This is a genomic window from Collinsella aerofaciens, from assembly GCF_040915425.1.
In the GTDB taxonomy this organism is placed as follows: Bacteria; Actinomycetota; Coriobacteriia; order Coriobacteriales; family Coriobacteriaceae; genus Collinsella; species Collinsella aerofaciens_BW.
Genome location: NZ_JBCPDN010000011.1, coordinates 1 through 25456 on the forward strand (window position 1 = coordinate 1; position 25456 = coordinate 25456).

The 25456-nt window shown below is 62.6% G+C and carries 22 protein-coding genes; 3 read left to right on the plus strand and 19 right to left on the minus strand.

Annotated elements, in window-relative coordinates:
- The 12 genes from AB5164_RS02655 to AB5164_RS02710 all read right to left on the minus strand — a co-directional run.
- Positions 1-295, minus strand: a 295-nt coding sequence (locus AB5164_RS02655) for a TadE/TadG family type IV pilus assembly protein (RefSeq protein WP_368147785.1), incomplete at its 3' end; no start/stop codon positions are given.
- A complete protein-coding gene (locus AB5164_RS02660) occupies positions 192-410 on the minus strand; it encodes a hypothetical protein (protein ID WP_368142207.1) in 219 nt (72 codons plus the stop codon). The genes AB5164_RS02655 and AB5164_RS02660, both read right to left, overlap by 104 nt.
- Before the next feature lies 1 nt (position 411).
- Complete coding sequence (locus AB5164_RS02665; RefSeq protein WP_161115718.1) at positions 412-975, minus strand: hypothetical protein; 564 nt, start codon at positions 973-975, stop codon at positions 412-414.
- Positions 939-1172 carry a hypothetical protein gene (locus tag AB5164_RS02670; RefSeq protein ID WP_006235091.1) on the minus strand — a complete coding sequence of 78 codons (234 nt, stop codon included), beginning with the start codon at positions 1170-1172 and terminating at the stop codon, positions 939-941. The genes AB5164_RS02665 and AB5164_RS02670 overlap by 37 nt, the downstream gene beginning before the upstream one ends.
- 10 nt (positions 1173-1182) lie before the next feature.
- Positions 1183-1824, minus strand: coding sequence for a type II secretion system F family protein (locus tag AB5164_RS02675; RefSeq protein WP_368147781.1), 642 nt, complete (start codon positions 1822-1824; stop codon positions 1183-1185).
- Complete coding sequence (locus AB5164_RS02680) at positions 1821-2747, minus strand: type II secretion system F family protein (protein WP_368142209.1); 927 nt, start codon at positions 2745-2747, stop codon at positions 1821-1823. Before AB5164_RS02680 ends, AB5164_RS02675 begins: the two co-directional genes overlap by 4 nt.
- Positions 2720-4048 (minus strand): TadA family conjugal transfer-associated ATPase, encoded by a 1329-nt coding sequence (locus AB5164_RS02685; RefSeq protein ID WP_368142210.1) that lies wholly within the window; start codon positions 4046-4048, stop codon positions 2720-2722. The genes AB5164_RS02680 and AB5164_RS02685 overlap by 28 nt, the downstream gene beginning before the upstream one ends.
- On the minus strand, positions 4045-5694 hold the full coding sequence (locus AB5164_RS02690) for a nucleotide-binding protein (RefSeq protein ID WP_368142211.1): 1650 nt from the start codon (positions 5692-5694) through the stop codon (positions 4045-4047). The genes AB5164_RS02685 and AB5164_RS02690 overlap by 4 nt, the downstream gene beginning before the upstream one ends.
- Positions 5694-6353 (minus strand): Flp pilus assembly protein CpaB, encoded by a 660-nt coding sequence (cpaB, locus tag AB5164_RS02695; protein WP_271739854.1) that lies wholly within the window; start codon positions 6351-6353, stop codon positions 5694-5696. The genes AB5164_RS02690 and cpaB overlap by 1 nt, the downstream gene beginning before the upstream one ends.
- Before the next feature lie 252 nt (positions 6354-6605).
- Positions 6606-7559, minus strand: a complete 954-nt coding sequence (gene rsgA, locus AB5164_RS02700; protein WP_438265610.1) for a ribosome small subunit-dependent GTPase A — start codon at positions 7557-7559, stop codon at positions 6606-6608.
- 594 nt (positions 7560-8153) lie between these two features.
- Positions 8154-10835, minus strand: coding sequence for a cation-translocating P-type ATPase (locus AB5164_RS02705; protein WP_368142212.1), 2682 nt, complete (start codon positions 10833-10835; stop codon positions 8154-8156).
- Positions 10836-10975: 140 nt separating this feature from the next.
- Entirely contained in the window at positions 10976-11203 is a 228-nt protein-coding gene (locus AB5164_RS02710) for a hypothetical protein (protein WP_368142213.1), read from the minus strand.
- A 74-nt stretch (positions 11204-11277) separates the two neighbouring features.
- Between AB5164_RS02710 and pyk the strand changes: the two genes are divergently transcribed.
- Together pyk and AB5164_RS02720 are read left to right on the plus strand one after the other, a co-directional pair.
- Positions 11278-12738, plus strand: a complete 1461-nt coding sequence (gene pyk, locus AB5164_RS02715; protein ID WP_368142214.1) for a pyruvate kinase — start codon at positions 11278-11280, stop codon at positions 12736-12738.
- A gap of 759 nt (positions 12739-13497) precedes the next feature.
- A complete protein-coding gene (locus AB5164_RS02720) occupies positions 13498-14235 on the plus strand; it encodes a putative endonuclease domain-containing protein (RefSeq protein ID WP_368142215.1) in 738 nt (245 codons plus the stop codon).
- Here AB5164_RS02720 and AB5164_RS02725 read toward each other — a convergent pair.
- The 6 genes from AB5164_RS02725 to pheS form a co-directional block, all read right to left on the minus strand.
- Complete coding sequence (locus AB5164_RS02725) at positions 14232-15080, minus strand: hypothetical protein (protein WP_368142216.1); 849 nt, start codon at positions 15078-15080, stop codon at positions 14232-14234. The two genes, AB5164_RS02720 and AB5164_RS02725, sit on opposite strands and share 4 nt — an antisense overlap.
- Before the next feature lie 80 nt (positions 15081-15160).
- Positions 15161-15931, minus strand: coding sequence for an energy-coupling factor ABC transporter ATP-binding protein (locus tag AB5164_RS02730; protein ID WP_368142217.1), 771 nt, complete (start codon positions 15929-15931; stop codon positions 15161-15163).
- 44 nt (positions 15932-15975) lie between these two features.
- On the minus strand, positions 15976-16812 hold the full coding sequence (locus tag AB5164_RS02735) for an energy-coupling factor transporter transmembrane component T family protein (RefSeq protein ID WP_368142218.1): 837 nt from the start codon (positions 16810-16812) through the stop codon (positions 15976-15978).
- The gene (gene cbiM / locus AB5164_RS02740) at positions 16790-17875 is read right to left on the minus strand and encodes a cobalt transporter CbiM (RefSeq protein WP_368142219.1); all 1086 of its coding nucleotides are present in this window, start codon (positions 17873-17875) and stop codon (positions 16790-16792) included. The genes AB5164_RS02735 and cbiM overlap by 23 nt, the downstream gene beginning before the upstream one ends.
- A 245-nt stretch (positions 17876-18120) precedes the next feature.
- Entirely contained in the window at positions 18121-20574 is a 2454-nt protein-coding gene (pheT, locus tag AB5164_RS02745; protein ID WP_368142220.1) for a phenylalanine--tRNA ligase subunit beta, read from the minus strand.
- A gap of 184 nt (positions 20575-20758) precedes the next feature.
- Positions 20759-21835 carry a phenylalanine--tRNA ligase subunit alpha gene (pheS, locus tag AB5164_RS02750; RefSeq protein ID WP_368142221.1) on the minus strand — a complete coding sequence of 359 codons (1077 nt, stop codon included), beginning with the start codon at positions 21833-21835 and terminating at the stop codon, positions 20759-20761.
- 502 nt (positions 21836-22337) lie between these two features.
- Between pheS and AB5164_RS02755 the strand changes: the two genes are divergently transcribed.
- Positions 22338-23921: a carboxypeptidase M32 gene (locus AB5164_RS02755; protein ID WP_368142222.1), complete on the plus strand. Its 1584-nt coding sequence runs from the start codon at positions 22338-22340 to the stop codon at positions 23919-23921.
- Between the two features lie 199 nt (positions 23922-24120).
- Here the strand turns inward: AB5164_RS02755 and glmM are convergent, their stop codons facing one another.
- The gene (glmM, locus tag AB5164_RS02760; RefSeq protein ID WP_260699108.1) at positions 24121-25452 is read right to left on the minus strand and encodes a phosphoglucosamine mutase; all 1332 of its coding nucleotides are present in this window, start codon (positions 25450-25452) and stop codon (positions 24121-24123) included.
- Positions 25453-25456 lie beyond the last annotated feature (4 nt).

The following is a 25456-nucleotide window of genomic DNA, read 5'->3' on the forward strand; positions in this document are numbered from 1 at the left end:
ACTCCTTAAGATCGTCGTCCTCCGCCGTCGTCGTGGTCATGAGCCGCGCGGTCTCGGCGGCGGCAGACTCCATGACCGCGCGCGTATAAAGCAGGCACACCGGTTGCAGTGCGAGAAGGATGAGCGTCAGAAACGTCGGCAGCAAAAAAGCGGCCTCAACCGTAGACTGCGCCCGGTCCTCGCGCGCGATATCAATACAATGCGATGTCCTTAGCGCCCGTAGCGGCGTCGATAACCGACGTCGAGGCAACGCCATGGGATGCCGCCCGCTCAACCAGCGCCGCCAAGCGTCCATCGGTGCCAGCACGCCAAAGTCCCACAATCGCCAGCACGATCGATAACAGCGCCACCGTGACGATGGCGTATTCGACCGTCGCCTGGGCAGATTCCTCACGCAGAATGCCATGCATTTCACGATCCCTCCTTTGAGCTTATTGTTTGCGGGACCAGACGCACGGCGCGCAGACGACACGAAGCATCGCCAGCATCCGCGGCAACCGTCACCATATCGACCCAGCCGCGCCCATCGCGCACGATGGCGCCCCATACGTTGCCCTTAATATCGAGATAGCCGCTCAGGGCGAGCTGGGCCGTTGGCACCTCGCGGTAGGCGCGTAACATATCCGCCGCTGCCTCGGTCATCGGTCGGTCCTCGGACCATGCAAGCCGGACCGCAATCGCGTTGTCCTCAGGTGAATCCGTCGCAGTGCCAGACCGCTTGTCGAGCGTCCGCAGAAAGGTTTGCGCCGTGACAGCGACATCCGAATCGTCCGCATCTCGCATCTCATCTTTTTGAGACGCCACCGCCGAATCTGAGCCCGAATCGAAGGCGGCCCCAGGACGCTGCTGCCGCGCGGCGTTAAGCCCCCAAAGCACCGCCGCTATCGCCACGGTCAGGCAAGCAAACACCAGCAGCACCCCGATGGGGCGCTCGCCCTCTACAGGCTGTTGATGCCCTCGCTGATAGCGTTCCATAGATCTTGGACCTTGCCCTTAAATGCGACAATGGCAATGATGGCGATCACCACGAGCACGCCGACCAAGATGGCGTATTCGGTGGTGCCCTGCGCACTCTCCTCCTGCAGTAGCTCCCCGGCATGCTGGCGAGCGCGAATTGACTGGCAAACAGCCCAGCTCCAGACCTTGCCAGCAACGTCAGTCATCGTGTTCATGTATTCCTCCCTACATCATCCCGCCTGCTCCCAACAGCGGGCCCAATATGGACAGAAGCAACGCCGGCAAGATGAGTGTGCCGGTGGGAATCAGCAGCTTGACGGGCGCACGCTCGATCTCGCGCTCGACCGCGGCGCGATGAGCCGCACGGATCTCGCGACTTTGAGCGGCCAGTGTCTCGGCAAGTGGGGCACCCAGAGCGAGCGCCTGCCCCACCGTGATGGCAAAGGTCTCGAGCGCTCGCACGTCCAGGTCGCGTGCGGCGGCCAACAACTCGTCCTCACGCGTGCCCACGCCCACCTGCCACGCCATGCAGGCCCGCTCAAGTCGAAAAGCCAGCACTGACCGGCGGTTGGCGCAGAAAATCTCAAGCGCCGCATCAAACGAAAGACCGGCCGAAAGACCCAAGCGCGCAACATCGATCATCTCGGACACTTCGCCAAGCGATACTCGCGCCGGGCCGCCCGCTCCAACCGCGCCCTTCATTCGCGCGGCCAGAGCATCGACCACCGAGCGACCCGCGGCAGCGACCAGCACCGCCTCGCGCTTGCAGGCCTCTGCAATCTTGCGCGCATCCGCCCGATCCAAACCCGTCGCGACAAATACACTCAGAGCGCACAGGCAAGCCGCAACTGCAACCGGGGCGCTCATAGCTTCACCCGCATAATGCGCCGGATAACCACCAGGGCAACGGCGTTGAGGGCAAGACCCAGCACCACAGTGCCCGCGCCGGCAGGCGTCGCAAGACCGCGACGAAAATCTGCCGAAAGCAGCGCCAACACCGCGCACATGCCCGTCGGCATCGCCGCGACCATATGCGCAGACATGCGAGCCTGCGACGTCTTAACATCCAGGCGGCGCTTGAGCTCAATGCGCTCCCCCACCATGCTCGACGCCTCGGACAGTAAGTCGGCAAGCGGAGCACCGGTGCGCTGAGACACCTTAAGCGCCAAGGTCACAAGCGAAAGGCCAGGGGCGTCGATGCGCACGAGCAAGTCATCGAGCGCGTCGGTCGCCGAGATGCCGCAATCGATTGCCGCCGCCACCCGCAAAAACTCGGTATGCACCGGTTCTTGCGCATGAGCGCCCACAAAGCGCATGCCCTGGGCCAGTGAATGTCCCGAGGCAAGCGACATGGAAAGTGCGGTAAACGCCTCGGGCATGGCCTCTTCTGCATCGTGTTGCTCGCGCCGGCTCTCAAAGCCATCCCGAGCGGCGCCAACGGCAATCGGAGCAACAAGTCCCAAGGCAAATCCGAGGGGCGATAACGACACCATCGTTAGTAAAATGCAGCAGACACCGCTCGAGAGCAGCAGAAACGCCAAACGCCCCGAAGCATCTTCGATCACGAGGCCAAGGCGATGCGCCGGAGCCAGCGATGCCCACGAACGGGCGATCTTTTTCAGCAGATCGTTTTCCACCAGCTCACGCGGCAGTTTCTCTGCCACCGTCTCGAGCGCCTGACGCGCCAGCTCCGCCGGCGGCACCTGCGGCACACGAGGTTCCGCCCCGCACGCCATCGCGACAGAAAACCCTGCCAAACCCCCTACGACGAGGGGCACAGCGACCTCCATTCGTCCACCTCCTCTTGTGTGAGCGTCCCCGACCGCAGGCCTTCTGCGATAAACGGCGGCTCGCGGTCAAGCGTCCAGGTGCGCTCGGCGGCATCGAAAGTCACATAGCGCTCGAGCTCTACACCGCCCGACGCGGCGCGACGCACCCCCGAATACGAGGAGACGAAGCGCCTGCCATCGGCGTGGCGCTCGGACATCACGATGCCGTCGAGCGCCATGGCAATCTGCTCCTCGATGAGCTCGCTCGGCAGATCGATGCCATAACGTGCAAGCAACGTCAGACGCACCACGGTCTCCTGTTCTGAGCCCGCATGAAGTGTGGTGAGCGACCCGTCGTGGCCTGTGTTCATGGCCTGCAACATGTCGCAGCACTCAGCACCGCGCACCTCACCCACCACGATGCGGTCGGGGCGCATGCGCAGGGCATTGGTCACCAGGTCGCGGATCGTCACCGCGCCCTCGCCCTCAATTGAAGCCTCGCGCGCCTCTAGACGCACCACGTGTGGATGATGCGCAAACTTGAGCTCGGCAGAGTCCTCGATCGTCACGATGCGCTCGCCGGTGGAAATCTCGCATGACAACGCGTTGAGCAGGGTGGTCTTACCAGATCCCGTGCCTCCCGCAACCGCCAGGTCCTGTCTCAGCGACACCGCGCATGACAGCAGCTGCGCATACCAAAGCGGCAGCGACCCCAGCCCCACAAGCTCGTCCAGCGAGCAGATGCGGTCCGAGAACTTTCGGATGGTGAGAATCGGTCCGTCAATCGCCACAGGCGGAATCACCGCGTTGACGCGATAGCCCGTTTTGAGGCGGGCGTTGACGATGGGGCTGCGCTCGTCGATACGGCGGCCAAGTGGCGAGATGATGCGGTCGATAAGCACACGGATCTGCTCATCATCCTCAAACGCATGCTCGATGGGGTACAAGACGCCGCCGCGTTCAAAGAAGGCCGAGCGGCAGCCGTTGATCATGATCTCGGTAACGGTGTCGTCCTCGATGAGCGGCTGCAACGGCCCCAAGCCCACCACGTCATCCAAAATCTCGTCGATGATGGTCTCGCGCTCAGGCGTCGCGAGATCGGTCGGCTCCTCAACATTGAGCGCCGCCTCCACCGCGGGACGCAATTCCGAGCGGGCAAGTACCGGGTCGATATAGGCGCTGATACGCGCCACTTCGTCGTAACCCATGCGGTCCATCACGGCGCGCTTAGTGCGTCGTTTCACCGCGCGGCGACGCCCCGCATCTACAGGAGCTGCCGCCGCTGCAGCGCCGGCAGCCTTAATCCTCGTTTGCAGGCTCATCGCTGATCACCCTCGCGCGACCAGGGAAGGCGGATACGCGGGCGTTCGGTACGCGTTGCACGGTCGGCGACTATATCGCTCCAAGGGCCGACGGCGCACCCCAGTTCCACGAGCATCTCGCGCGTGGCCTCGCGCACGCTGGTCGCAAAAGCGCTCGTCTGACCCACTGCCTCGTCGGCGCGCCCAAACGCCATGAGCGCGGCGAGATCCTGCCCGCCATCGGCGATACGAATCTTGGAGCTCAACGCACAGGCAATCTCAAAGCGCATGGCGACGTCCTCGTCTGCCCCGCGCGCACCGAACCGGTTGAACACGGCGCTCATGCGCGTGCGCGGCACACCTACTCGACTTGCCAGTTCAATGACGCGCGACGCCGATGTCGCGGACGACACCGCCGCATCGCCAACGACCAGGCAACGGTCGCTCGCCGCCACCGCAGCCGCCACGGCATCGCCCCAAAAGACCGAGGTATCGATAAAGACCACGTCGGATTCGCGACGCAGGACATCAAGCAGTAGCTCCACCGGACGTGCCATGAGCTCGGCTTGCTCGGGCGCCGCGACGGGACCCCAGAGCGTAACGCCCGGCGCCACGCGCATCGATGCGGCTACGATATCCGGCTCGGTGAGCGTGCCCGCCGCCGACGGCTCGATAAGTGCCGCCATATCGCGCGGAGCATCGACGCCTAACAAGTCGTAAAGGTTTCCAAACATCAGGTCCAGGTCGAGCACGGCGGCACGCAAGCCCAACAGCGACGATGCGTGTGCCATGGTGGCAACGATCGTCGACTTGCCGCAACCGCCCGAACCCGAAATGGCGCAGATGACCGGAGCTCGATGCGGCGGAGCGGCAGCGTCTGCCGGCGGCATCGGAGGCGGCGGGGCGGGCGTCGGTGACAGCGTCCCCGTCTCCTCCGCCGCAACTACACGCTGCGTCCAGGCCGGCATGGCAGCTTGTTCGGTCTGCGAGGCAGGCTCGTTCTGCGCAATCTGCTCATGCTGCATCAGCGACAACTCGCCGCACCCGGCAAAGCCCTCAACTTCGTCGAGTTCATCCGCCAGATTCACGCCGTGCACGTATCCCATATCTACAGCCGGAGAGTCGCCAGCATGCTGCGCCGGCCCTTCAGCGTCGTCGTATACAAGGGGGTTCCGGGGGCGCCGACCATGCTCGGCTTCCGCTTTTCCATAATCATCAACACGCGGGCCTCTTGTAGCGCGAGGCACCCCGGGTTCCCTATCAACAAAAGCATCGGGCTCAATCGTCATGCGCCGATCGGAATCAACCGCTCCCTCGCCCGCTCGCCCGTTGCCGCATATACTGTGCGCAGCGATGACCTCGGTCGCCCCCGCGCGAAACAGCCCCTCGATATCCGACGGATCGAGCGTTTCTATCAACACGACCACGCGACTCACGCGGCCTTCGGCCGTCAGGCGCGCAACAGTCTTGCGCACATCTTCGGTATCGAACAGAGACGCCGCGATGATGGCAGCTCCGCGGCGCGACGGAAACGCCCGCGCCATGGAAACCAGTCCGTCCAGGTCACCCACGCGAAGCACCTGTGCACCCGTATCACGACCCTCGACTTCCCGCTGCAACAGCCCGTAATCGCCGCACGCGCAGCACGCAAGCCAGATCGCCTTCATCACTCGTCGCCTCCGCTCTTTTTGCCGCGCGCCGTGGCGGGAATCGTCAAGCTGACCGTTCCCTTGCCCGATGCCCCCAGCAGTTCCTTGACGTCTTCGGGGTCAGCCGCCAGCGTCACCCATTCGATCTTGCCCTCGCGCGTGGCACCGGAATCTTCACTGGTATCGATCACGTACGCGCCGCACAGCCGATCGGTTACGCCGTCTTTTTGCACATACACATCCACGTAGCTGCCCACGCCCGTAGCACCGCCGACCGAGTGCTCGGCATCGACCGCCACCGAAACGGCGACCTTGCCCTTAGGCACCTCGAGCTTGTGGCTCTCGGCCTTGGTGTAGACATTGCAGATCACGGCGTTTTTGGGAATACGCGAAGTCGTCACGTCGCCGCGCACCTGGCGCAGCTCGGTCGCCGCGTCACGCGGCAGCAGACTTGTCAACCATTCCTGGGTTATGACATTGGTCTCATCGAGGGTCTCGCCCACATCGATATCGCGCGCCGCGACGCATACCTCGACGCGATCGCCACCGTACCTGGCCAAGGTCTCAGCCTGGACCTGTTCGGCTTGCGAGCGGATCGACGAGCCGTAAACCATGCAGAGCAGAGCAGCGAGCACGCCCGCGACCAGACTGATGGCGATGCGCTTGCTCTTGTTCACGGCCGCTCCTCTCATGGCAGTGCCGGGCGAATGCCCGTACCACCATTGTCTGGGCGGTCAGAGCGCAAAGCGGCGCAATCGCGATCTTGGTTTTCGATGTCAAACCAATCGCTGACCAAAAGCTGACCAGCCCGTCAAGCTCTTGGCAAGGTTTTGGCCAGCACGTCAGCAAACTGCATGTTTCGAGGCTTTTCCGCAGCAAAAAAGCCGTCTCCCGAACAGTTGGGAGACGGCTGTCATAGGAAAAATCAATTACAGATGGACATCGGGATCGAGCATTTGAGCACTCACGCGCATGGATGACGCCAGGTTTTGGAACGTTTCCAAACGCAGACTGTCGATCTGCCCGGCGTCCTCGGCCTCGCGAACGGCACAACCCGGCTCATGGGTATGCGTGCAATCGCCAAACCGGCACGCGCGCGATGCCTCGACAATCTCGGGGAAGGCGCGCGCCAGACCCCGCTCGTGACCCACGAGCGGTAGGCTGCGCAGGCCCGGGGCATCGGCGATCACGCCGGCGTCGCCCGGCAGCGCCACCATCACACGCGCGACGGTAGTGTGACGGCCCCGGTCGTCGCGTTCGCGCACACCGCCAGTCGCCAACGTATCGTGGCCCAGCAGTGCATTGAGCAGCGTTGACTTGCCGGCACCCGACTCGCCCAGAATCATGGCGCAGCTCCCGGCGGGCACGCAGGCACGGACCTCGTCCAGGCCGCGGCCCTCGGCAGAGGACGTCACGATCACGCGCACGTCCGGACCCACCAGGCGGCGCACGCGGTCCAGATCGCGCTCGAGCTCCTCGGCATCGCAGCGGTCAGCTTTGGTGAGCACCACCACCGGCGCGGCATCGCAGTCGAGTGCCAACACCAGCGAGCGCGCCACGCGGTCGAGCAGCACCTCACCGGCACCGAGCGCCTGCACGATTAGCACGCAATCCACATTGGAGCAGAGCACCTGACGCTCTCCGCGGGCACGGCCGCGCCAACGCTCAAAGCTCGTACGGCGCGGCAGCACGCACTCAATCACGCCCATATCGTGCCCGGGAGCGCGGCGCACCGCCACACGGTCGCCCACGGCAGGCAGCAGGACCTCGTCCTCGCCGCGCGACTTGGCAAACCCCACGGCATGCTCGGCGCGGAAGGTGTCGTCGGCAGTCGCCACCAGCGGAAACCCGCGATCCAAGCGCACCACGGCACCCAGCCGCATCTGCTCGGGCTCCTCGGCATGTGCGCAGAAATCATCAAAGGCAGTCTGCTGGGCTTCATCGACCGGCAGGTCATCAAACGCCGGAACGTCCTGCAGCGCGTCAAGTCCCGGCACGCTTGCCAGCAGCTCCTCGGCAGACGCGGGGGCCTCGGTCGCAAGCTTCCGACGACGATCGCGCTTAGCCCGCGCCCCCGTCGTCTTTTTCTTCGCCTTAGCCTTAGCCTTGCCCACAAGCGCCTCCCAGCACCATAAATCACAACTGAGCAGGTATTTTAAATCAAAAAGAGCTGGCCGGGCAAAGCCCGACCAGCTCACATACTTTCCCTCAGCTCATGGTCCCGAGAGGCTATCCGAAGGCCCGCCCGCCGGGAGGGGTTTCCTAAGGACACATCCTTTATTCAAAACGAGCGGCCGAGCAATTGCTCGGCCGCTCACCTTCTTTCCCTCAGCCCTTTTTCATCCGCGCGGGAGTAAAGCCAGCAAGGATACCGTAGGGCCCACCCCGGGAGTGTTTTCTTCTGAGCGATCCCGCAGCGCGAAGCGCGAGGACCAGCGAAGAAGAAAACACGCAGGGGCGGGCCCGGACAGGTTAACTTACTCCTTCTCGACCGCGCGCATGATCGCCTTGTAGATCTCCATCAGCGGGATGATCAGGAAGGCCAGGCCCAGCGCGGCAAGAACGCCCTTGAGCTCAAGCGTCACAGGGCCAAAGAACATCTCGGCAAGCGTCGGCTGAACGGTCACGATCACCGTCAGCACCAGCGCCAGCGCGGCAGAGGCCCACAGCCACTTGTTCTGCTTCTTCATGCTAAACAGCGACGCACGACGGCTGCGCATATTGAAGCAGTGGAAGATCTCGACCATGTTGAGCGTGATGAAGGCCATCATCACGCCTTCCTCGTCGGCATTGCCGGCGATCATATCGGCGATGTGGATGTAGCCCATGTCAAAGTACACGCCCACAAAGAAGCTCGCCAGCACCAGCACGGTGATGATCAAGCCCTGGACCACGCAGTCCAGGCCCATATTGCCGGCAAAGACACCATCCTTGGCGTTGCGCGGCTTGCGCTTCATGATGTCGCCCTCGGCATCCTCCATGCCCAGCGCGAGCGCGGGAAAGCAGTCGGTGACCAGGTTCACCCACAGCAGCTGCACCGGCTGGAAGATGGTAAAGCCGATGAGCGTGGCGATAAACACCGAGAATACCTCGGCAAGGTTGGCCGAAAGCAGGAACTGGATGACCTTGCGGATGTTGTCGTAGATGCGGCGACCCTCTTCGCAAGCACCGATGATGGTGGCAAAGTTGTCGTCGGCGAGCACCATGTCGGCGACGTTCTTGGTGACGTCGGTACCGGTGATGCCCATACCGACGCCGATGTCGGCGCGCTTGATGGACGGGGCATCGTTGACGCCGTCGCCGGTCATGGCGACGATCTGGTCGCGCGACTTCCAAGCCTCGACGATGCGGGTCTTGTGCTCGGGCTGGACGCGGGCGTACACGCCGTAGTCCTCGATGTTCGCATCGAGCTCCTCGTCGCTCATGCGGTCGAGGTCGGCGCCCGTAATGGCCTGGCTGCGGTCGGCGACGATGCCCAGCTGCTTGGCGATGGCCACGGCGGTGTCGATGTGGTCGCCCGTGATCATGACGGTGCGGATGCCGGCGTCGTGCGCCTCGCGGATAGCGTCGGCCACCTCGGGACGGACCGGATCGATCATGCCGGACAGGCCGCAGAAGACCAGATCATGCTCGAGCGCAGCGGGGCTGCAGTCGGCGGGAACCTCGGTGTAGGTGCGGCTCGCCAGCGCCAGCACGCGCAGGGCCTCGTCGGCCATGGCCTTGTTGGCTGCCACGAGCTCGGCGCGGCGCTCCTCGGTCAGGGGGACGACCTTATCGCCCTCGTAGATATGGGTGCACAGGCCGATCACCACGTCGGGTGCGCCCTTGGTGTACTGCTCGTACTCGCCGTCCAGAGTCTCGACGACCACGGACATCATCTTGCGGCCCGAGTCGAACGGGGCCTCGCCCACGCGCGGGTGCTCGGCAGTCAAACCAGTAAGACCAGCCTTGCCGGCATCGTTGACAAGTGCGCACTCGGTCGGCTCGCCCACGGCCTCGCCCAGCTCCTCGTCCCACTGGGCATCGGAGCACAGCGCCATGCCGGCCAAGAACTTCTCCTTGGGCGCAGCGAGCTCGTGCTTGACGACGGTCATCTTGTTCTGGGTAAGGGTACCGGTCTTGTCGGAGCAGATGGTCTGCGTGCAGCCAAGGGTCTCGACGGCAGAAAGCTTGCGGATGATCGCCTGGCGCTTGGCCATCTTGGTCACGCCGAGCGAAAGCACGATGGTCACGACGGCGACCAGGCCCTCGGGGATGGCGGCGACGGCAAGCGAGACGGCGACCATAAAGGTGTCGAGCAGGGCAGTCGGGTCGGTGAGGACGTTGCCCACGCCGTGACGGATGATGTCGACGCCAAAGATCACGACGCAGATGACGATAACCATAATGGTAAGGATGCGGCTGAGCTCGGCGAGCTTCACCTGCAACGGCGTGAGCTCTTCCTTGGCCTCGGCCAGGGCGCCAGCGATCTTGCCCATCTCGGTGTTCATGCCGGTGCCGACCACGACGGCGCGACCACGGCCGTACACAACGGTGGAACCCATATAGCACATGTTCTTGCGGTCGCCGAGCGGCACGTCATCGGTGCCCGCGGCGAGCTCGATCACGTTGGCATGCTTCTCGACGGGCACGGACTCGCCGGTAAGGGCGGCCTCCTCGATCTTCATTGTGGCGCTCTCGAGGACGCGGCAGTCGGCCGGGACGGAGTCGCCCGCCTCGAGCATGATCACGTCACCGGGCACGAGCTCGGCGCTCGGCAGGTGCACGAGCTTGCCATCGCGCAGCACCTTGGACTGCGCCGCGCTCATCTCCTGCAGGGCCTCGAGGGCCTCCTCGCTCTTGGCTTCCTGGACCACGCCCAGCACCGAGTTGACGATAACGACGAACATGATAATGACGACATCGGCAAAGTCGGGCTCGCCCTTGACCATACCCGTGAGCGCGCTGATGACGGCGGCAACGATCAGCATGATGACCATGGGGTCGGCCATCTGCTCAAAGAAACGCTTCCACAGCGGCGTCTTCTCGGCTTCCTCGAGCTTGTTAGGGCCTGTCTTGGCGAGGCGCGACGACGCCTCGTCGTTGCTCAGGCCGAGGTTCTCATCGACACCTTGGTCGCTGAGCACCTCCGCCGCGGCGGACAGGTATTCCTTTTGCATATAGAGTCCCCTCCTGGGATTCGGGCCACTCAGCAGATTGATGCCCGATCATAATTCCCAGGAGAAGGGCAAGGGCTCATCAAGGCTGCCGTGCTGAGCGGCAGTTGATAGTGGAGCTATGGTACCCCAAAGCGGCGCGTCTAGCCAAAACATTCCAATTGGAAACACGGCTCAAGTGCAACGATGCAGACCGTGTGATGCTCAACATTGATAAAACGTTTTTTCTTCGGCGCATCGTCAAACTGAAATATCGCCCAGATAGCAGCGGTCAGAACGGTTGGTAAAGATTTTTCATATACCGTTTTTACCGCAAAAAAAGAACTTCTAATTCGGCATACGGTCGATTTTTTGGGGTATTCGGTCGGCATTTCGTTATAATCATCTCAGTTTTATTTCTTATGGTTTATCTATCAGCGCAAGACGATGTCAGATGGAGGTCTGAATGTACAAGCGCACTAAGATTGTATGCACCATGGGTCCCGCCTGCGATAGCGACGAGACCATCCGCGAGATGATCAAGGCGGGCATGAACGTCGCCCGTTTTAACTTCTCGCACGGCTCCTACGACGAGCACCACGGTCGCATCGAGCGCGTCCGTCGTATTTCCAAGGAGCTCGGTATGCCCGTCGGCATCCTGCTCGACACCAAGGGCCCCGAGGTCCGCACCGGCCTTCTGGTCGATGGCAAGAAGGTTGCCGTCAAGACCGGCGACAAGATCGTCGTCACCGCTCAGCCCACGACCGAGGATTTCCACGGCACCGCTGAGCACATCTCCCTCGACTACCTGGCTCTGCCCTCCGAGGTCGAGAAGGGCTCCCTCATCCTGATCGATGACGGCCTGGTTGCCCTCGAGGTCGAGTCCGTCGACGGCCAGGACATGACCTGCGTCGTCAAGAACGACGGCCTGATCGGCGAGCGCAAGGGCGTCAACATGCCCAACGTCAACATCTCGCTGCCCGCTATCACCGAGCGCGATCGTCAGGACATCCTCTTTGGCCTGACCGAGAACATCGACTACATCGCCGCTTCCTTCATCCGCGACGGCGAGTCCGTCCGCGGTATCCGCGAGCTTTGCCGCGAGAACGGTGGCGAGCACGTCACGATCTTCCCGAAGATCGAGTGCGCCCTGGGCGTCGAGAACTTCGATGAGATCCTCGAGGCATCCGACGGCATCATGGTCGCCCGTGGCGACCTGGGCATCGAGATCAAGCCCGAGCTCGTTCCCCACATCCAGAAGGAGATCATCGCCAAGTGCAACGCGGCCTACAAGCCCGTCATCACCGCTACGCAGATGCTCGACTCCATGCAGCAGAACCCGCGCCCGACGCGCGCCGAGGTTGCCGACGTTGCTAACGCCATCTACGACGGCACCGACGCCGTCATGCTGTCCGGCGAGTCCGCTGCCGGTAAGTACCCGGTTGAGGCCGTCAAGATGCAGGCCAGCATTGCTCTCGAGACCGAGAAGTACCTCCCGGCTCATGCTCCGCTCGAGGTTCCGGCTGACGCTCACGGCACCCGCGTGGTCAACAACGTTGTGGGTATGTCCGCTGTGAACATGGCCACCACCGTTGGCGCCAAGTGCATCACCGTGCCCACGACCACCGGCCGCACCGCTCGCCTGATCTCGCACTTCCGTCCCAACATGCCGATCTGCGCGTTCTCCCGCCACGAGTGGGCCGTCCAGCAGATGATCATGTACTGGGGCGTTATCCCGCACCAGGCCGAGATTACCCAGGGCACCGTCAACGGCACGATTGTCAAGGCGATCGAGACCGCTAAGGAGCTCGGCTACGTCAAGACTGGCGATTTGACCGTCGCTACCGCCGGCGATCCCCGTATGAGCGTCCAGCTCGAGGACAAGGTTTCCTCGACCAACGTCGCTTACGTCGCTCAGGTGCGCTAAATCGCACTTGCAAGCAGATTTGCATTGCAAAGGGGCCCGGAAGGCTTCGCCTTCCGGGCCCCTTTTCTGTGCCATTGCCGGCACGCGGCAAAACACGCACTCATTTCTTTACCAAAAGTGCGAAATCCACCCTTCGAGGCCCAAAAAATAAAGTCCCAAGCGCTAAAAGTGTTCGCCCGGTGGCAAACCCACACCTTAACCGACGCTGCTAAATCGTTTTAGCAAGAGCCAGATCGACCTGTATTTCGGAAGTATGCGGCAAATTCTAAGACTTCCGAGCACACCCCGTTTTTTCGCAACAAAATGCCTGATAAACTAGCCTCAAAAGCCAGGTCTGCTCACAGGATTCAGATTTTGCCGCATACTTCCGAATTGACACTGGCATCGCACGGTCCAAAAGCATATTTCGACCAGGAGGACGTCATGGACCTGACGATATGCGGTCAATCCGCTTTTTACTATCACCGTATCCCGCCGCAGGTATTAGGCCTTTACCCCGCCATTAGCCTTGGCAATATGGATCGCAGATGTTGCGGCCTCGGAAGTCATGCAGTTGTAAAAGACCTGCTTCACACACCGCTTCACAGGCTAGTATTCACTCGGGCACAATCCGGGTCGCGAAGCCTTTTTAAATCGCACCTCCTGACCCAAGAGCCACCTCCTGGGTCGTTTAGGCAGACTGAGCATGGATTTGATGTCACGTCGCCCGAGTTTACGCTGCTCAACCTTGCCACGCAGGTCTCACGCAACCAGTTACTCATGGCTTGCTACGAGATGTGCGGCTCCTTTGCAGTGTTTAGGCCCTGCGAGCGAACGCAACAACAACTCGATGAAGCCATTTCGCTTAAGCTCATTCCACCCAACTGCGGCTGGGAGCAAATCAACGACGTCAACGGTAAGGACACCGACCTATGGAAGCGCCCACCGCTCCTCAGCGCAGCGAATATCGCCGCGTTCGCCAAGCAGGCCGCAGGCCTGCGCGGCGTTAAACAACTGCGCTGGGCGGCCGAGCACATGACGGGGCAGACCGCCTCGCCTTTCGAAGTCCAAACATCCATACTCGTCTCACTCCCCCGCGACGAGGGCGGCATGGGCATCAACATCGCAAACAACGTGCGCATCCCACTCAGCGACGCCGCGCGCTCACTGTATGACAAAACCTGCTGCTACGCCGATATCCTCATAGAGAGCAACACCGACAGCATGGGCGTCATTTTGGAATGCCAAGGCCGCTCCGCCCATGACAGCGAAGCCGCAAGTCTCTCCGATGCCGAGCGCACCACCGCCCTCACAAGCATGGGCTATGACGTTATCCAGATAACCTATGAGCAAATCAAGGACACGAAGAGCTTTAACAACATCGCCGAGCTCATTCATAAAAAGGCGGGACTCCCCTACATCCCAAAGACCGATCAGGAACGTACCGCTGAAAATGCCCTGCGACGGGAGCTGTTGGTCGATTGGGTTGAGCTATTCACTGCCGGGCCGGCCAGCTAGCAGCTAGCAATCAGGGGCAGCGCAGACACATCGGGCGATTCGACACGGGCGGCAAATCCCGCCTCGGTTAGCTCGACGACCTCGGTAAACGTTGAATCGAAAAACTCCTCGGTTAGCAAGCGATACGGCGGATGATCGGGCTCGCCGGGGTTTTCGCGTACAATCTCGTGCATGACGCCGATGGTCTTGAGCACATATTCTTTATGGATGGGATACTGCCCAAAACGCGTCGCCGCAGTATACAGGCGATCGGTCGCACGCGGAATCGAAACAATGCCGAGCGTCTTGCCAAACCAGTCAAAGTCGCCTTGCTTTTTAATGCGGAACTCCTCACACGGCTTGCCGCCGTGCGCCTCCAGGTACTGGTTCACGCGGGTGTTCCACACGGTATCGGCCACGAGGTGAGACCAAACGCCCAGCGTCAGATCGAGCAGCGACTGCGCCACGTCATCGGGCGCGAGCGAGAACTCACGAGCGCCGGGACCGACAACCGGCTCGGCATCCCTGTAGCGCTGGGGATAGTGCACGCGATTCAGTCGCTCGCGCTCCTCGATAATCGAGGTCGCCGCGGCTAGCGCACCGGTGGGTGAACTTTTAAGCAACGGTGCCACATAGGTATCCCAGAACTCGTGCTCACGCGGCTTAGGGATAGGCTCGGGCTTGGCAAAGTGCGTAATGCGGTACGGGATGGGATCGGCGATGCCAGGGACCATATAGCCCACGAAAATATCCGGAACCACGCAGCCAAACAAAAAGGCATTGCGGTCGCGCACGCTCTTGGCAAGCGCACCGGTGCGCTCCAGCAAACGCTCCGTCTGAGCGATATGAATGTTCCAGCTTGGCATAGCCACCCCCATAAAAAACCTGGATAACTATACCATCACGGCAAAGCCGCGCGGGCGGCTACGCACGCTCTACGCAGCAACTAGTCCGTAGCACCGCTTTCGGTTCCATACGACGGCGAAGGCGCCTCGACCACATGGTGATATCGATCGATATAGATTGCACGGGCACCCAGGCGTCGCACCAAATCCTGGTGATGTGTGCTCATCAAGACCGTCTTACCCGCCGCGACGTAGGCCAGCAAGAAGTTGACCACGATGTCGCATGAATCCTCGTCGAGCCCATTAGTAGGTTCGTCGAGAACCAAGATATCGGGGTTCATCGATACGACTGCCGCCAGCGCCACACGCTTCTTTTGCCCACCCGAAAGCTGATAGGGCGAGGCATCGACCAGGTCGGCAACTTGAAACAGTTCCATGGCATCGTGCACGCGACGGTCGAGCTCGTCTGCCGGCAGCCCCATCTGCGCGGGACCAAAAGCAACTTCCTCACCCACCGTAGCGCAGAACAACTGGGCGTCGGCATTCTGGAACACAAAGCCCACGCGCTGATGGAACCACTGGGCCGTCGCGGAATCCTTGAGATATGTCGCATCGACCATACACCCGTCAAACAGGTATGCCCCTGCGTCCGCGAGTTCAAGGCCGTTAATAAGACGCATAATCGTCGTCTTACCGCAGCCGTTGGGACCGAGCAGGGCAACGAGTTCACCACGATCGACCTGCAGCGACACGCCATCGACAACCGTATGCCCCGCATAGGAGAACACCACGTCGCGCAACTCAATAAGCGGCGCGCCCTCGGCGCCGCCCGCACCGTTCGTGCCCGCCGCACTATTCATATCGATCGTCAAAACGTCGCCCTTCCCTACTCACATCGACGGCTAGACCGCCCGCGCTACAGCACCGCGCACAACACGGCGAGCAGAACCACAACGACCGCGTAAACCGCATCGCGCCAGCCAAACCCGGCGCGCGCGGGCGCCGGATACGCACCGGCAAAGCCGCGGCAGAGCATGGCCTCGTCTATCGCGCGGCTGCATTCCATCGCCTTGATAAAGGTCATGCCCATGATACCCGCCAGCGAGTCGGTACGCGAAAATCCCTCAGGCGCACGGCCAACGCTGCGCAGCATGACCGATTCGCACAAATCGTGCGCCGTGCGTCCCAGCACCTCGATATGCTTGAGTGCCATATCAAACGTAAAGATGACCTCGTCGGGCAGGCGCAACATCTTAAGCGCCGCCGACATGCGACTCCACGTAAGCGTCCACGAAACGCCCAGCACTAGCGTCACGTTAATGAATGTCTTGAGCGCAATCTTGAGCATGGCGCCCGTGGCAGAAGCACCCAGCAGCAGGGCAGGCAGCGCCAGAACCACGGCAAACCCCGCGGCAGCCAACGCCGGCACAAAGGTAGCGCGCAGTCCGCGTACAGGGCGCACCGCGACCAGCACCAACGCAATCGCCGCCATCAGCATCAGGTACAGCGGACTCTGAGTCAGGCACACGCACAGGACGCAAACGAACATCCCCACCAGGCGCACCGGCGCCGTAACGGAAGAAAGGGCGCGGTCGATCATCGACCCGCCCTCGTGCGCGCCTCCACCCAGGCGAACCCGCTCAAGCAGGCTCGCCAGGTGCAGGACATTCTTTTGCATCACACGATGCCGAGCCCCCGCGGGCTCGTATCGCTCCTCGGCCGCAAGCCAGCTAGGCAGCTCGGCTATTGCCATGAGCACCGCTTTCCTTGACCGTCAGCGAGACCAGGCGGAATGCGATGGTGAGCACCGCCACGCCAATCACGCCCGAAAGAATATACATCGCGGCCTGGCCGGCAAAGCCAAGGCCCTGCTCCTCGGAATAGGCCTGCAGATAATCGCCCGTGGGCAGGGCATCGGCAAAGGTCGGGGTATCGAGGCCGACCGAAGCCTGCAGGCTGTCGTCGCCAGCCTCCTGAACGGCGGTCGCGGCGCCCTCGGCGTCCCACTCACCCCAGGCGTCGCCCGTAGCCAGCAGGCCCAGCGGCGTGGCTACGACAAGCACGGCAACCAGGATGAGCGTAGGGACCAGCGAGGTCTTCTTGGCGGCAGCGCCCTCGGCAGCAAGCTTGCCATCGACGGCCTCGGGCCCGACGATAATGCTCGGCGCCGTCTTCTTGATAAAGCCGTAGATCGCGGCCGTCGCCACGCCCTCGACCACACCGGCAACCAGCATATGCGGGACCAACATGGCCGGAATAGCCACGGACAGCGGGAAGGGGCAGTACAGCGGGGCGCCCGAAGCGTTGGTGAAGAGCATCGGCTGAATACCAAACTCGATTGCCGCGCAGAGGGCCGCCAGGCACAGGCCGACCCAACCGCTCACGATGGCAGAAACCGTGGTGCCCCAACTCTTGTCGTGCAGACGGCTGTTGAGCGCACGGAACACAATAGCAGCGACAAACGGCAGCACAAAGGCCATGTTAAAGCAGTTGGCGCCAAACGACAGAACGCCGCCGTCGCCAAACAGCAGCGCCTGCAGCGCCAGCGCAACCGAGACAGCGATAGCCGCGGCCTCGGGGCCCAGCAGCAGTGCGATGAGCGCGCCTCCGACGGCGTGACCAGTGGTACCGCCGGGCAGCGGCACGTTGAACATCATGAGCAAGAAGGAGAACGCGGCGCAAATGCCCAAGAACGCCATGTGCTCGCGATCGAGCGTGGCACGCACCTTTTTGATGCAGTGGACCCAAACGGGCACCATTGCCACTGCCATGACGGCATCCGTCTGCGGGGACAGATAATTATCTGGAATGTGCATGCACGCCTCCCGGTTATCGGCGCACAGAATTGCAACGCCGCTTAAATCACCTTGTCAGTGTTACGCATTGTAAGATTCGTAACACGCCTCGGGCTATCATAGCAAAACGGCGCACTGCCGACAAAGCAGCACGCCGTTATGTAATGCGCGTGTCATATATGAAGGCTCAACGGTGCCTTATATCGAGCATAGCGGTCACGTAGGACTCAGCAGCAGCCACCGCTGACCTATACCCAGCGCAAATCCTAGCCGCGGACCTCGCCGTTTACGCCCTTGCACACCTTGGTGACGATCTTCTGGTGCGCCTTCTCGACCTCTTCGCTGGTGAGCGTGTGGTCGTCGGAGCGATACGTAAGCGCGAAGGCCATGGACTTTTTGCCCACGCCCACGCGGACCGGATCGCGGTAGACGTCGAACAGGCGCACGCCCTCGAGCAGCTTGCCGCCGGCGCTGGTAATGCGGCGCTCAAGGTCCTCGCAGGTCACAGCGTTGTCGACCACAATTGCCAGGTCGTGCTCAACGGCAGGGTACTGCGAGAACTCGCGGTAGTTCTCCTGATTGCGGGCGCCCTTGATCAGCTTGTCCAGGTCGAGCTCAAAGGCAACGACGACCTCGTCGATGCCCATCGCCTCGCGCGCCTCGGGGTGAATCTCGCCGACCCAGCCCAGCACAGTGCCGCCGGACAGAACCTCGGCAGCACGACCCGGCTGCAGGAAGGCATAGCCCTCGCCCTCGACGGGACGGAAGCGAACCTTCTCGATGCGCAGCTGGGCAAGCAGCTCCTCGACAATGCCCTTGCCAAAGAAGAAGCGCAGCTTGCGGTACTTCATGTTCCAGGACCGCTCGCTCCACTGGCCCGAGAGCACGCCCGCCACGGACTTGGTCTCCTTGGGCAGGCTGGCGTTCTCGCGACCGTGGAACAGGCTGCCGACCTCGTACAGGTGCACGTTGGGCGTACCGTGCGCCTCGTTGTAGGCCACGGACTGCAGCAGGCCCGGCAGCAGCGAACGACGCATCTCGGTCTGCTCGGCCACCAGCGGGTTCATGAGCACCACGGGGCAACCGCGGCCTTCGGTGGACATACCGATCTTCTCCAGGTCACCCGGGGCGGCAAAGCCAAAGGTCGTGGTCTCGTTGAGGCCACAGGCGCGCAGGATCTCGCCGACCTTACGGGTGAGCTTCTGCTCGCGGGTCAGGCCGCCAATGTGGTTCTTGGCAGCCGGAATGGTCGCCGTCACGCGGCCCATGCCCCACAGGCGCAGGACCTCCTCGATCAGGTCAATCTCGCGCGGCAGGTCGGGGCGGAAGCTCGGCGGGGTAACCATAAAGTCTTCGCCGTCGCGCTCGACGGTGCAGCCCAGGCGGGTGAGCGAGCGCTCGATAAAGTCGGACTCGATGTCGGCACCGCAGATGGCGTGCACGCGGGCCAGGCGCAGCTTGATGCTGTCGATGGTCTTGGGCGCGGGGAACACGTCCACATAGCCGGGGGCGACCTCGCCGCCGGCGATCTCCTCAATCAGCGCGCAGGCAATGTTGGCAACATCCACGCAGCCGGTCTCGTCAACCTGGCGCTCAAAGCGAATGGAGGCGTCGGAGATCAGCGACAGATCGCGGCTGGTGTGCGAGGTGCGACCGGCGTTGAAGCAGGCGCTCTCGACCATCACATCGACGGTATCGTCCTCGATCTCGGAATCCATGCCGCCCATGACACCGGCCAGCGCCACGGGACGCTCGCCGTCGGTGATGAGGCCCATGCCGGCATCGAGCACACGCTCCTCGCCGTCGAGCGTCGTGAACTTCTCGTCCTGCTGGGCGGCGCGAACCACCACGCGGCGCCTGCCATCGCGCTCGGCAAAGGTGTCCAGGTCAAAGGCGTGCAGCGGCTGACCGGTGAGCATCATCACATAGTTGGTGATGTCGACGATATTGTTGTGCGGGCGCACGCCCAGGGCGTTAAGGCGCTTGACCATCCAGTCGGGCGACGGGCCGACCTTCACGTTGCGCACGATGCGGGCGACGTAGCGGTCGCACAGGCCCTCGTCGGCAATCTCGACGGAAAGCTCGTCGTCGGTCGCGCGGCCGGTCTCCGCCTTGATAGCGGGCAGCTCAACGTGGAAATCGCGGTCGAAGATGGCACCGGTCTCGCGGGCCATGCCGATCATGGACAGGCAGTCGGGGCGGTTGGGCGTGATCTCGCAGTCGAGCACGGTGTCGCTCGAGCCCACGTACTCGGCAAACGGCATGCCGCAGGGCGTATCCTCGGGCAGGATCATGATGCCGGAGTGGTCGCCGCCCAGGCCGAGCTCGCGCGCAGAGCAGTTCATGCCCATGGACACGACGCCGCGAAGCTTGCTCTTCTTGATCTTGACGTCGCCGGGAAGCACAGCGCCGATCATTGCCGTGACGATGTGGTCGCCAGCCTCGAAGTTCTGCGCGCCGCAAACGATCTGCAGCGGGGCGGGGTTGCCGTCGGCGTCGAGATTCTTGTCGCCCACGTCGACCGAGCACACATACATGTGGTCGCTATCGGGGTGCGGGGTCTTGGTGAGCACCTTGGCGGTCACCACGTGGTCGAAGGATTCTCCCACGGTGTCAATCGCCTCGACCTCGGTGCCGGTGCGGATATATTCGTCCGAAAGGGTCTTGGGATCCTCCGGAATATCGATCATGGTCTTGAGCCAGTCGTAAGAAACACGCATCTAGCTCTCCTTTCATACTGAAAGCCTGCGAAGAGATGCAGGTGGAAACTTCAACTTTGTGAACATTCCTTACAAAGCGAGGGTTGTCCAAGTGCGGCAGATCGGCCCGAAAGAGGAGCGCCGCGTACTTTGGTACGCAAGCGACGAATGAGCGCCGAGGTGCCGTGCTTGGGCAAGCCGCAGCCTAGAACTGATTCAGAAAACGCATATCGCCCGTCATGAGCGTTCTAAGGTCCGGCAGGTCGTAGCGCAGGGCCGCGACGCGCTCGGCGCCAATACCAAAGGCGAAGCCGGTGTACTTCTCGGGGTCGATGCCGCAGTTGATCAGGACGTTGGGGTCGACCATGCCGCAGCCCAGGATCTCGATCCAGCCGCTGTGCTTGCAGAAGTTGCAGCCCTTGCCGCCGCAGACGTGGCAGCTCACGTCCACCTCGCAGGAAGGCTCGGTGAAGGGGAAGAAGTGCGGGCGATAACGCGTCTTGCGGTCCTCGCCAAACATGCACTTAACAAAGTAGTCGAGCGTGCCCTTAAGATCGCCAAAGGTGATGCCCTCGTCGACGACCAGGCCTTCGATCTGGTTGAACTGCGGCAGGTGGCAGGCGTCGGCCGTGTCGGGACGGTAGACGGTGCCCGGGCAGATCATGTAGATGGGCGGCTTCTGCGACTCCATGGTGTGGATCTGCACGCCCGAGGTCTGGGTGCGCAGCAGCACGTCGGACTCGCCGTGAGCGTGAGCCTCGGGATGCGCGACGCTGCCGGGGTTGTTGTCGACCACATAGAACGTGTCGCGAGCCGAGCGGCTCGGGTGATCCATGGGCGCGTTGAGCGCGGTGAAGTTGTAGTAGGAGGTATCGACCATGGGGCCGGACTCGACGGTGTAGCCGATGCCGCAGAAGATGTCCTCGGCCTCCTCGATGATCTGCTTGATCAGGTGCTGGTGACCGATCTGCGGACGGATGCCCGGCAGCGTGATGTCGACGGCCTCGTGCTCGAGTGCATGCTTGAGGGCGACGGCCTTCATCTCGGTGGTGCGCTCGTCAAGCATACCCTCAATCAGCTGGCGCATCTCGTTGGCGCGCTTGCCCATCATGGGACGATCCTCGGGGGCGAGCTTGCCCATCATGCGCATCAGGCCGGTGATGCGGCCCTTGCGGCCGAGCAGCTCAACGCGTGCGGCCTCGAGCTTGGCGGCGTCGTCGGCGCCTGCGACGAGCTCCTTGGCCTCTTCCTCGAGTTTGACCAGATCATCAATCAGACTCATGTCTTCCCTTTCGTCTCTCACGCATCTCGCTTGCCGGGGCGGCTAGCACCCGATAGCTGCGGATGTGCGGCCCGGTTCGGTAACAAAAAACCGTCCTCGGGCATGTACATTGCCCAAGGACGGTTGAATTCCGCGGTACCACCTTGTTTGACCCGGCGGATGTCTGGCCCGCCGTGCCCACTCTGCGCCCCTTGTCGCGAGGCTCACGGCTTCCCTACTGGGGCTTCGCTGCCACCGGCCGCGCGCCCGTTGAGGTCGCTGCTCGGGAGTGAACGCTTGGCCCTTGCCACCGTAGGAAGGCTTGCAGCCCATGACCTTCCCTCTCTTGCCGGCGACGCGGCGGGCAAAACCCTCTCCGTCAACGCATTGGGCTATAGGATAACACATTTCGCGAGCGCATCGCCGCGTTCAGTTTTGTTCGCGCTGGGTACAAGGCAGGTAGCTGTGCAAACTGGCCGTGCACCCGCCTGCGGCGCTCGGCCTGCGAGATTAAGGATACGGCATGGGAAAGAAACTCGATAAGAAGGCCAAGGCCGCCGTGGCAAAGGCTGCCAAGGGCGTCAAGGCCGCTAAAGTCGACAAGGCCGTCAAAAAGTTCCGCAAACTCGAGGGCAAGCTGTGGACTCGCGAGTACCTGCTCAAGATTGCCGAGTTCGATGGAGCGACGATTGCTCCTGCCAACGGCGCTGCCGCCCGTGCCGACGCCATGGGCACGCTTGCCGGCGAACATCACAAGCTACTGACCAGCGAGAAGTCCGTTGAGCTCGTACGCTCGTTAGCGCGCGAGACGGTTGCAGGCGGCAAAATCGACGACCCGCAGCTGCTCGACGAGATCCGCGTGCTCGGCCGCGACCAGCGCGAGACAAGCGTTATTCCTACCGAGGAGGCCGAAGCCTGGACCAGGCTCACCTGCGAGGCCGACGCCGTGTGGCACAAGGCCAAGACGGCCAACGACTGGGCGAGCTTTGAGCCCTATGTGGATAGAATCGTCGCCCAACTTAAGCATCAGGCCGAACTCATGGACCCCAAGCGCGACCCATACGACGTTTGGCTCGACCAGTACGAGCGCGGCCTTTCTGCCGAGAGCTTCGACGCGTTTTGCGAGGAGGTCAAGGCCACGGTCGTGCCGCTCGTGCACGCCATCGGCGAGCGCGGCCAGCAGCCCGATGCCGACTTTTTGCACACCCGCGTGCCCGAGGCCGCCCAGCGCGCCATGAGCTTCGACCTGATGAAGCTCGTCGGCCTGAACCTGGACGACACCACGCTTGCCTTTACCGAGCACCCGTTTAGCGAGGGCTTTGCCGTAGGTGACGCGCGCATCGCGACACACATCTACGAGGACGATTGCATCTCCAACGTCTACAGCATCATCCACGAGGCGGGGCACACTATGTACGAGCTGGGCGTCAATCCCGCCTATGCGCGCACCTGTCTGGAGGGCGGCACCTCCATGGGCATCCACGAGAGCCAGAGCCGCTTCTTTGAGAACACCGTGGGCCGCAGCCGTGCCTTTATGGGACCGCTGCTCGAGGTGCTGCGCCGCCACGCGCCCGAGGTCTACGGCAACGTAGACGAGGACACGCTCTACCACGCCGTGAACATCGCGCAGCCTTCGCTGATCCGCACCGAGGCCGACGAGCTCACCTATCCGCTGCACGTTATGGTGCGCTACGAGATCGAGCGCATGCTGTTTGCCGGCGAGGCCACGGCCAAGGACATCCCCGCGCTTTGGAACAGCTTTATGGACGAGTACCTGGGCATTCCCGTTCCCGACGACGCGCACGGCTGCCTGCAGGATACGCACTGGAGCGGTGGCTCGTTTGGCTACTTCCCCACCTATGCGCTGGGCAGCGCCTACGACGCCATGTTTGTGCCGGCCATGTGCCGCGACGGCGTCGACCTTACCGGTGCCTGCGCGAGCGGCGATCTGGCGCCCGTCCGTGCCTGGCTGGGCGAGCACATTTGGCAGTGGGGCCGCGCCAAGGACGCGCCGGAGCTCATCAAGGGCGCCTGTGGCATGGCATTCGATGCCCGCTACTACTGCAGCTACCTGCAGGACAAGTTCACCACGCTCTACGAGCTGTAAGGATTGACCAGCACGCCATCGCCAACCATGTTGAAGCCGATGTCTTGGCAATGTCAGCGAAAACGACCCCAAGCGAGCAAGGTGACGTGAAATGAAAGGGCGCTCACCTTCTGGTCGCGCCCTTGAAATTGAACGTCAGACCGCCGCTTGGGGCCGTTTGCAGCGTCGAGCAGTTACGCGGTTTGGTAAAACCGCGTAACTACAGAGCCTCGAGCGCGTTGGCGATGCGCTTCATGGCGGCATCGGCGGATGCTTGGTCGGGCGCCTCGGCCAGCACGCGAATAACCGACTCGGTTCCGCTCTTGCGCACGAGCACGCGGCCCTCGCCTGCCAGCGCAGCCTCGGCCTCGGCGATGGCGTTCTGCACGCCCATGTTCTCGAGCGCGGCGTCCTTGTCCGCCACGTGCACGGCCACCTGCGCCTGCGGCAGCAGCTTGCACGGAGCCGTGAGCTGCGAGAGCGTCTCGCGCTCGGCACGAATCACTTCCATCACGCGCAGCGAGGTCATAATGCCGTCGCCCGTGCGCTCGATATCGCCAAAGATCGTATGACCCGTCTGCTCGCCGCCCAGGCTGTAGCCGCCCTCGCGCATCTTGGCATACACGTGACGGTCGCCCACGCCGCTGGTCACGGCGCTCAGACCGGCAAGCTCCAGCGACTTGACAAGGCCAAAGTTGCTGGCGATCGTCGGCACCACGGTACCGCCCGAGAGGCGCCCGTGCTTGTTCAGATACACGCCGCACACGTACAGGATCTGGTCGCCGTCGACCACGCGGCCGCGCTCATCCACGGCCAGGCAGCGGTCGGCATCGCCATCGTAGGCAAAACCCACGTCCAGGCCCTGCTCCACCACGTGGCGCTGCAGGCGCTCCATATGCGTGGAGCCGCAGTCGACGTTGATGTTAAAGCCATCGGGCGCGGCGTTGATCACGCGCACATCGGCACCCAGTGCGTCGAACACCGGCTTGGCCACCGAGGATGCCGAGCCGTTGGCGCAGTCGATGCCGATCTTGACGCCCTGCAGTGAAAAGTTCGCGCTCGCGATGAGCGAGGCAATGTAGCGGTTGCGGCCCTGCATGTAATCGACCGTGGCGCCGATATGGTTGCCCGTTGCCAGCGGCACCTCGCTCTTGCCATCGATGTAGTCCTCGATGAGCTCCAGTACGTCCTCGTCCATCTTAAAACCGTCGCTGTTGACGAGCTTAATGCCGTTATCGCAAAACGGGTTGTGGCTCGCGCTGATCATGATGCCGCAATCGAAGCAGCCCTCCACGGTCTGATGCGCCACGCCCGGCGTCGGGATCACATGCAGCATATAGGCGTCCGCACCGCTCGCGACCAGGCCGCTCACCAGCGCCGCCTCGAACATATAACTCGAGCGACGCGTGTCCTTGCCCACGATCACGCGCGCCTTGCGCTCGCGGTTGGCGCCGTAATACCAGCCCACAAAACGGCCAATCTTATAAGCGTGCTCTACCGTCAGCCCAACGTTGGCCTCACCGCGAAAGCCGTCGGTGCCAAAGTACTTCATGCGC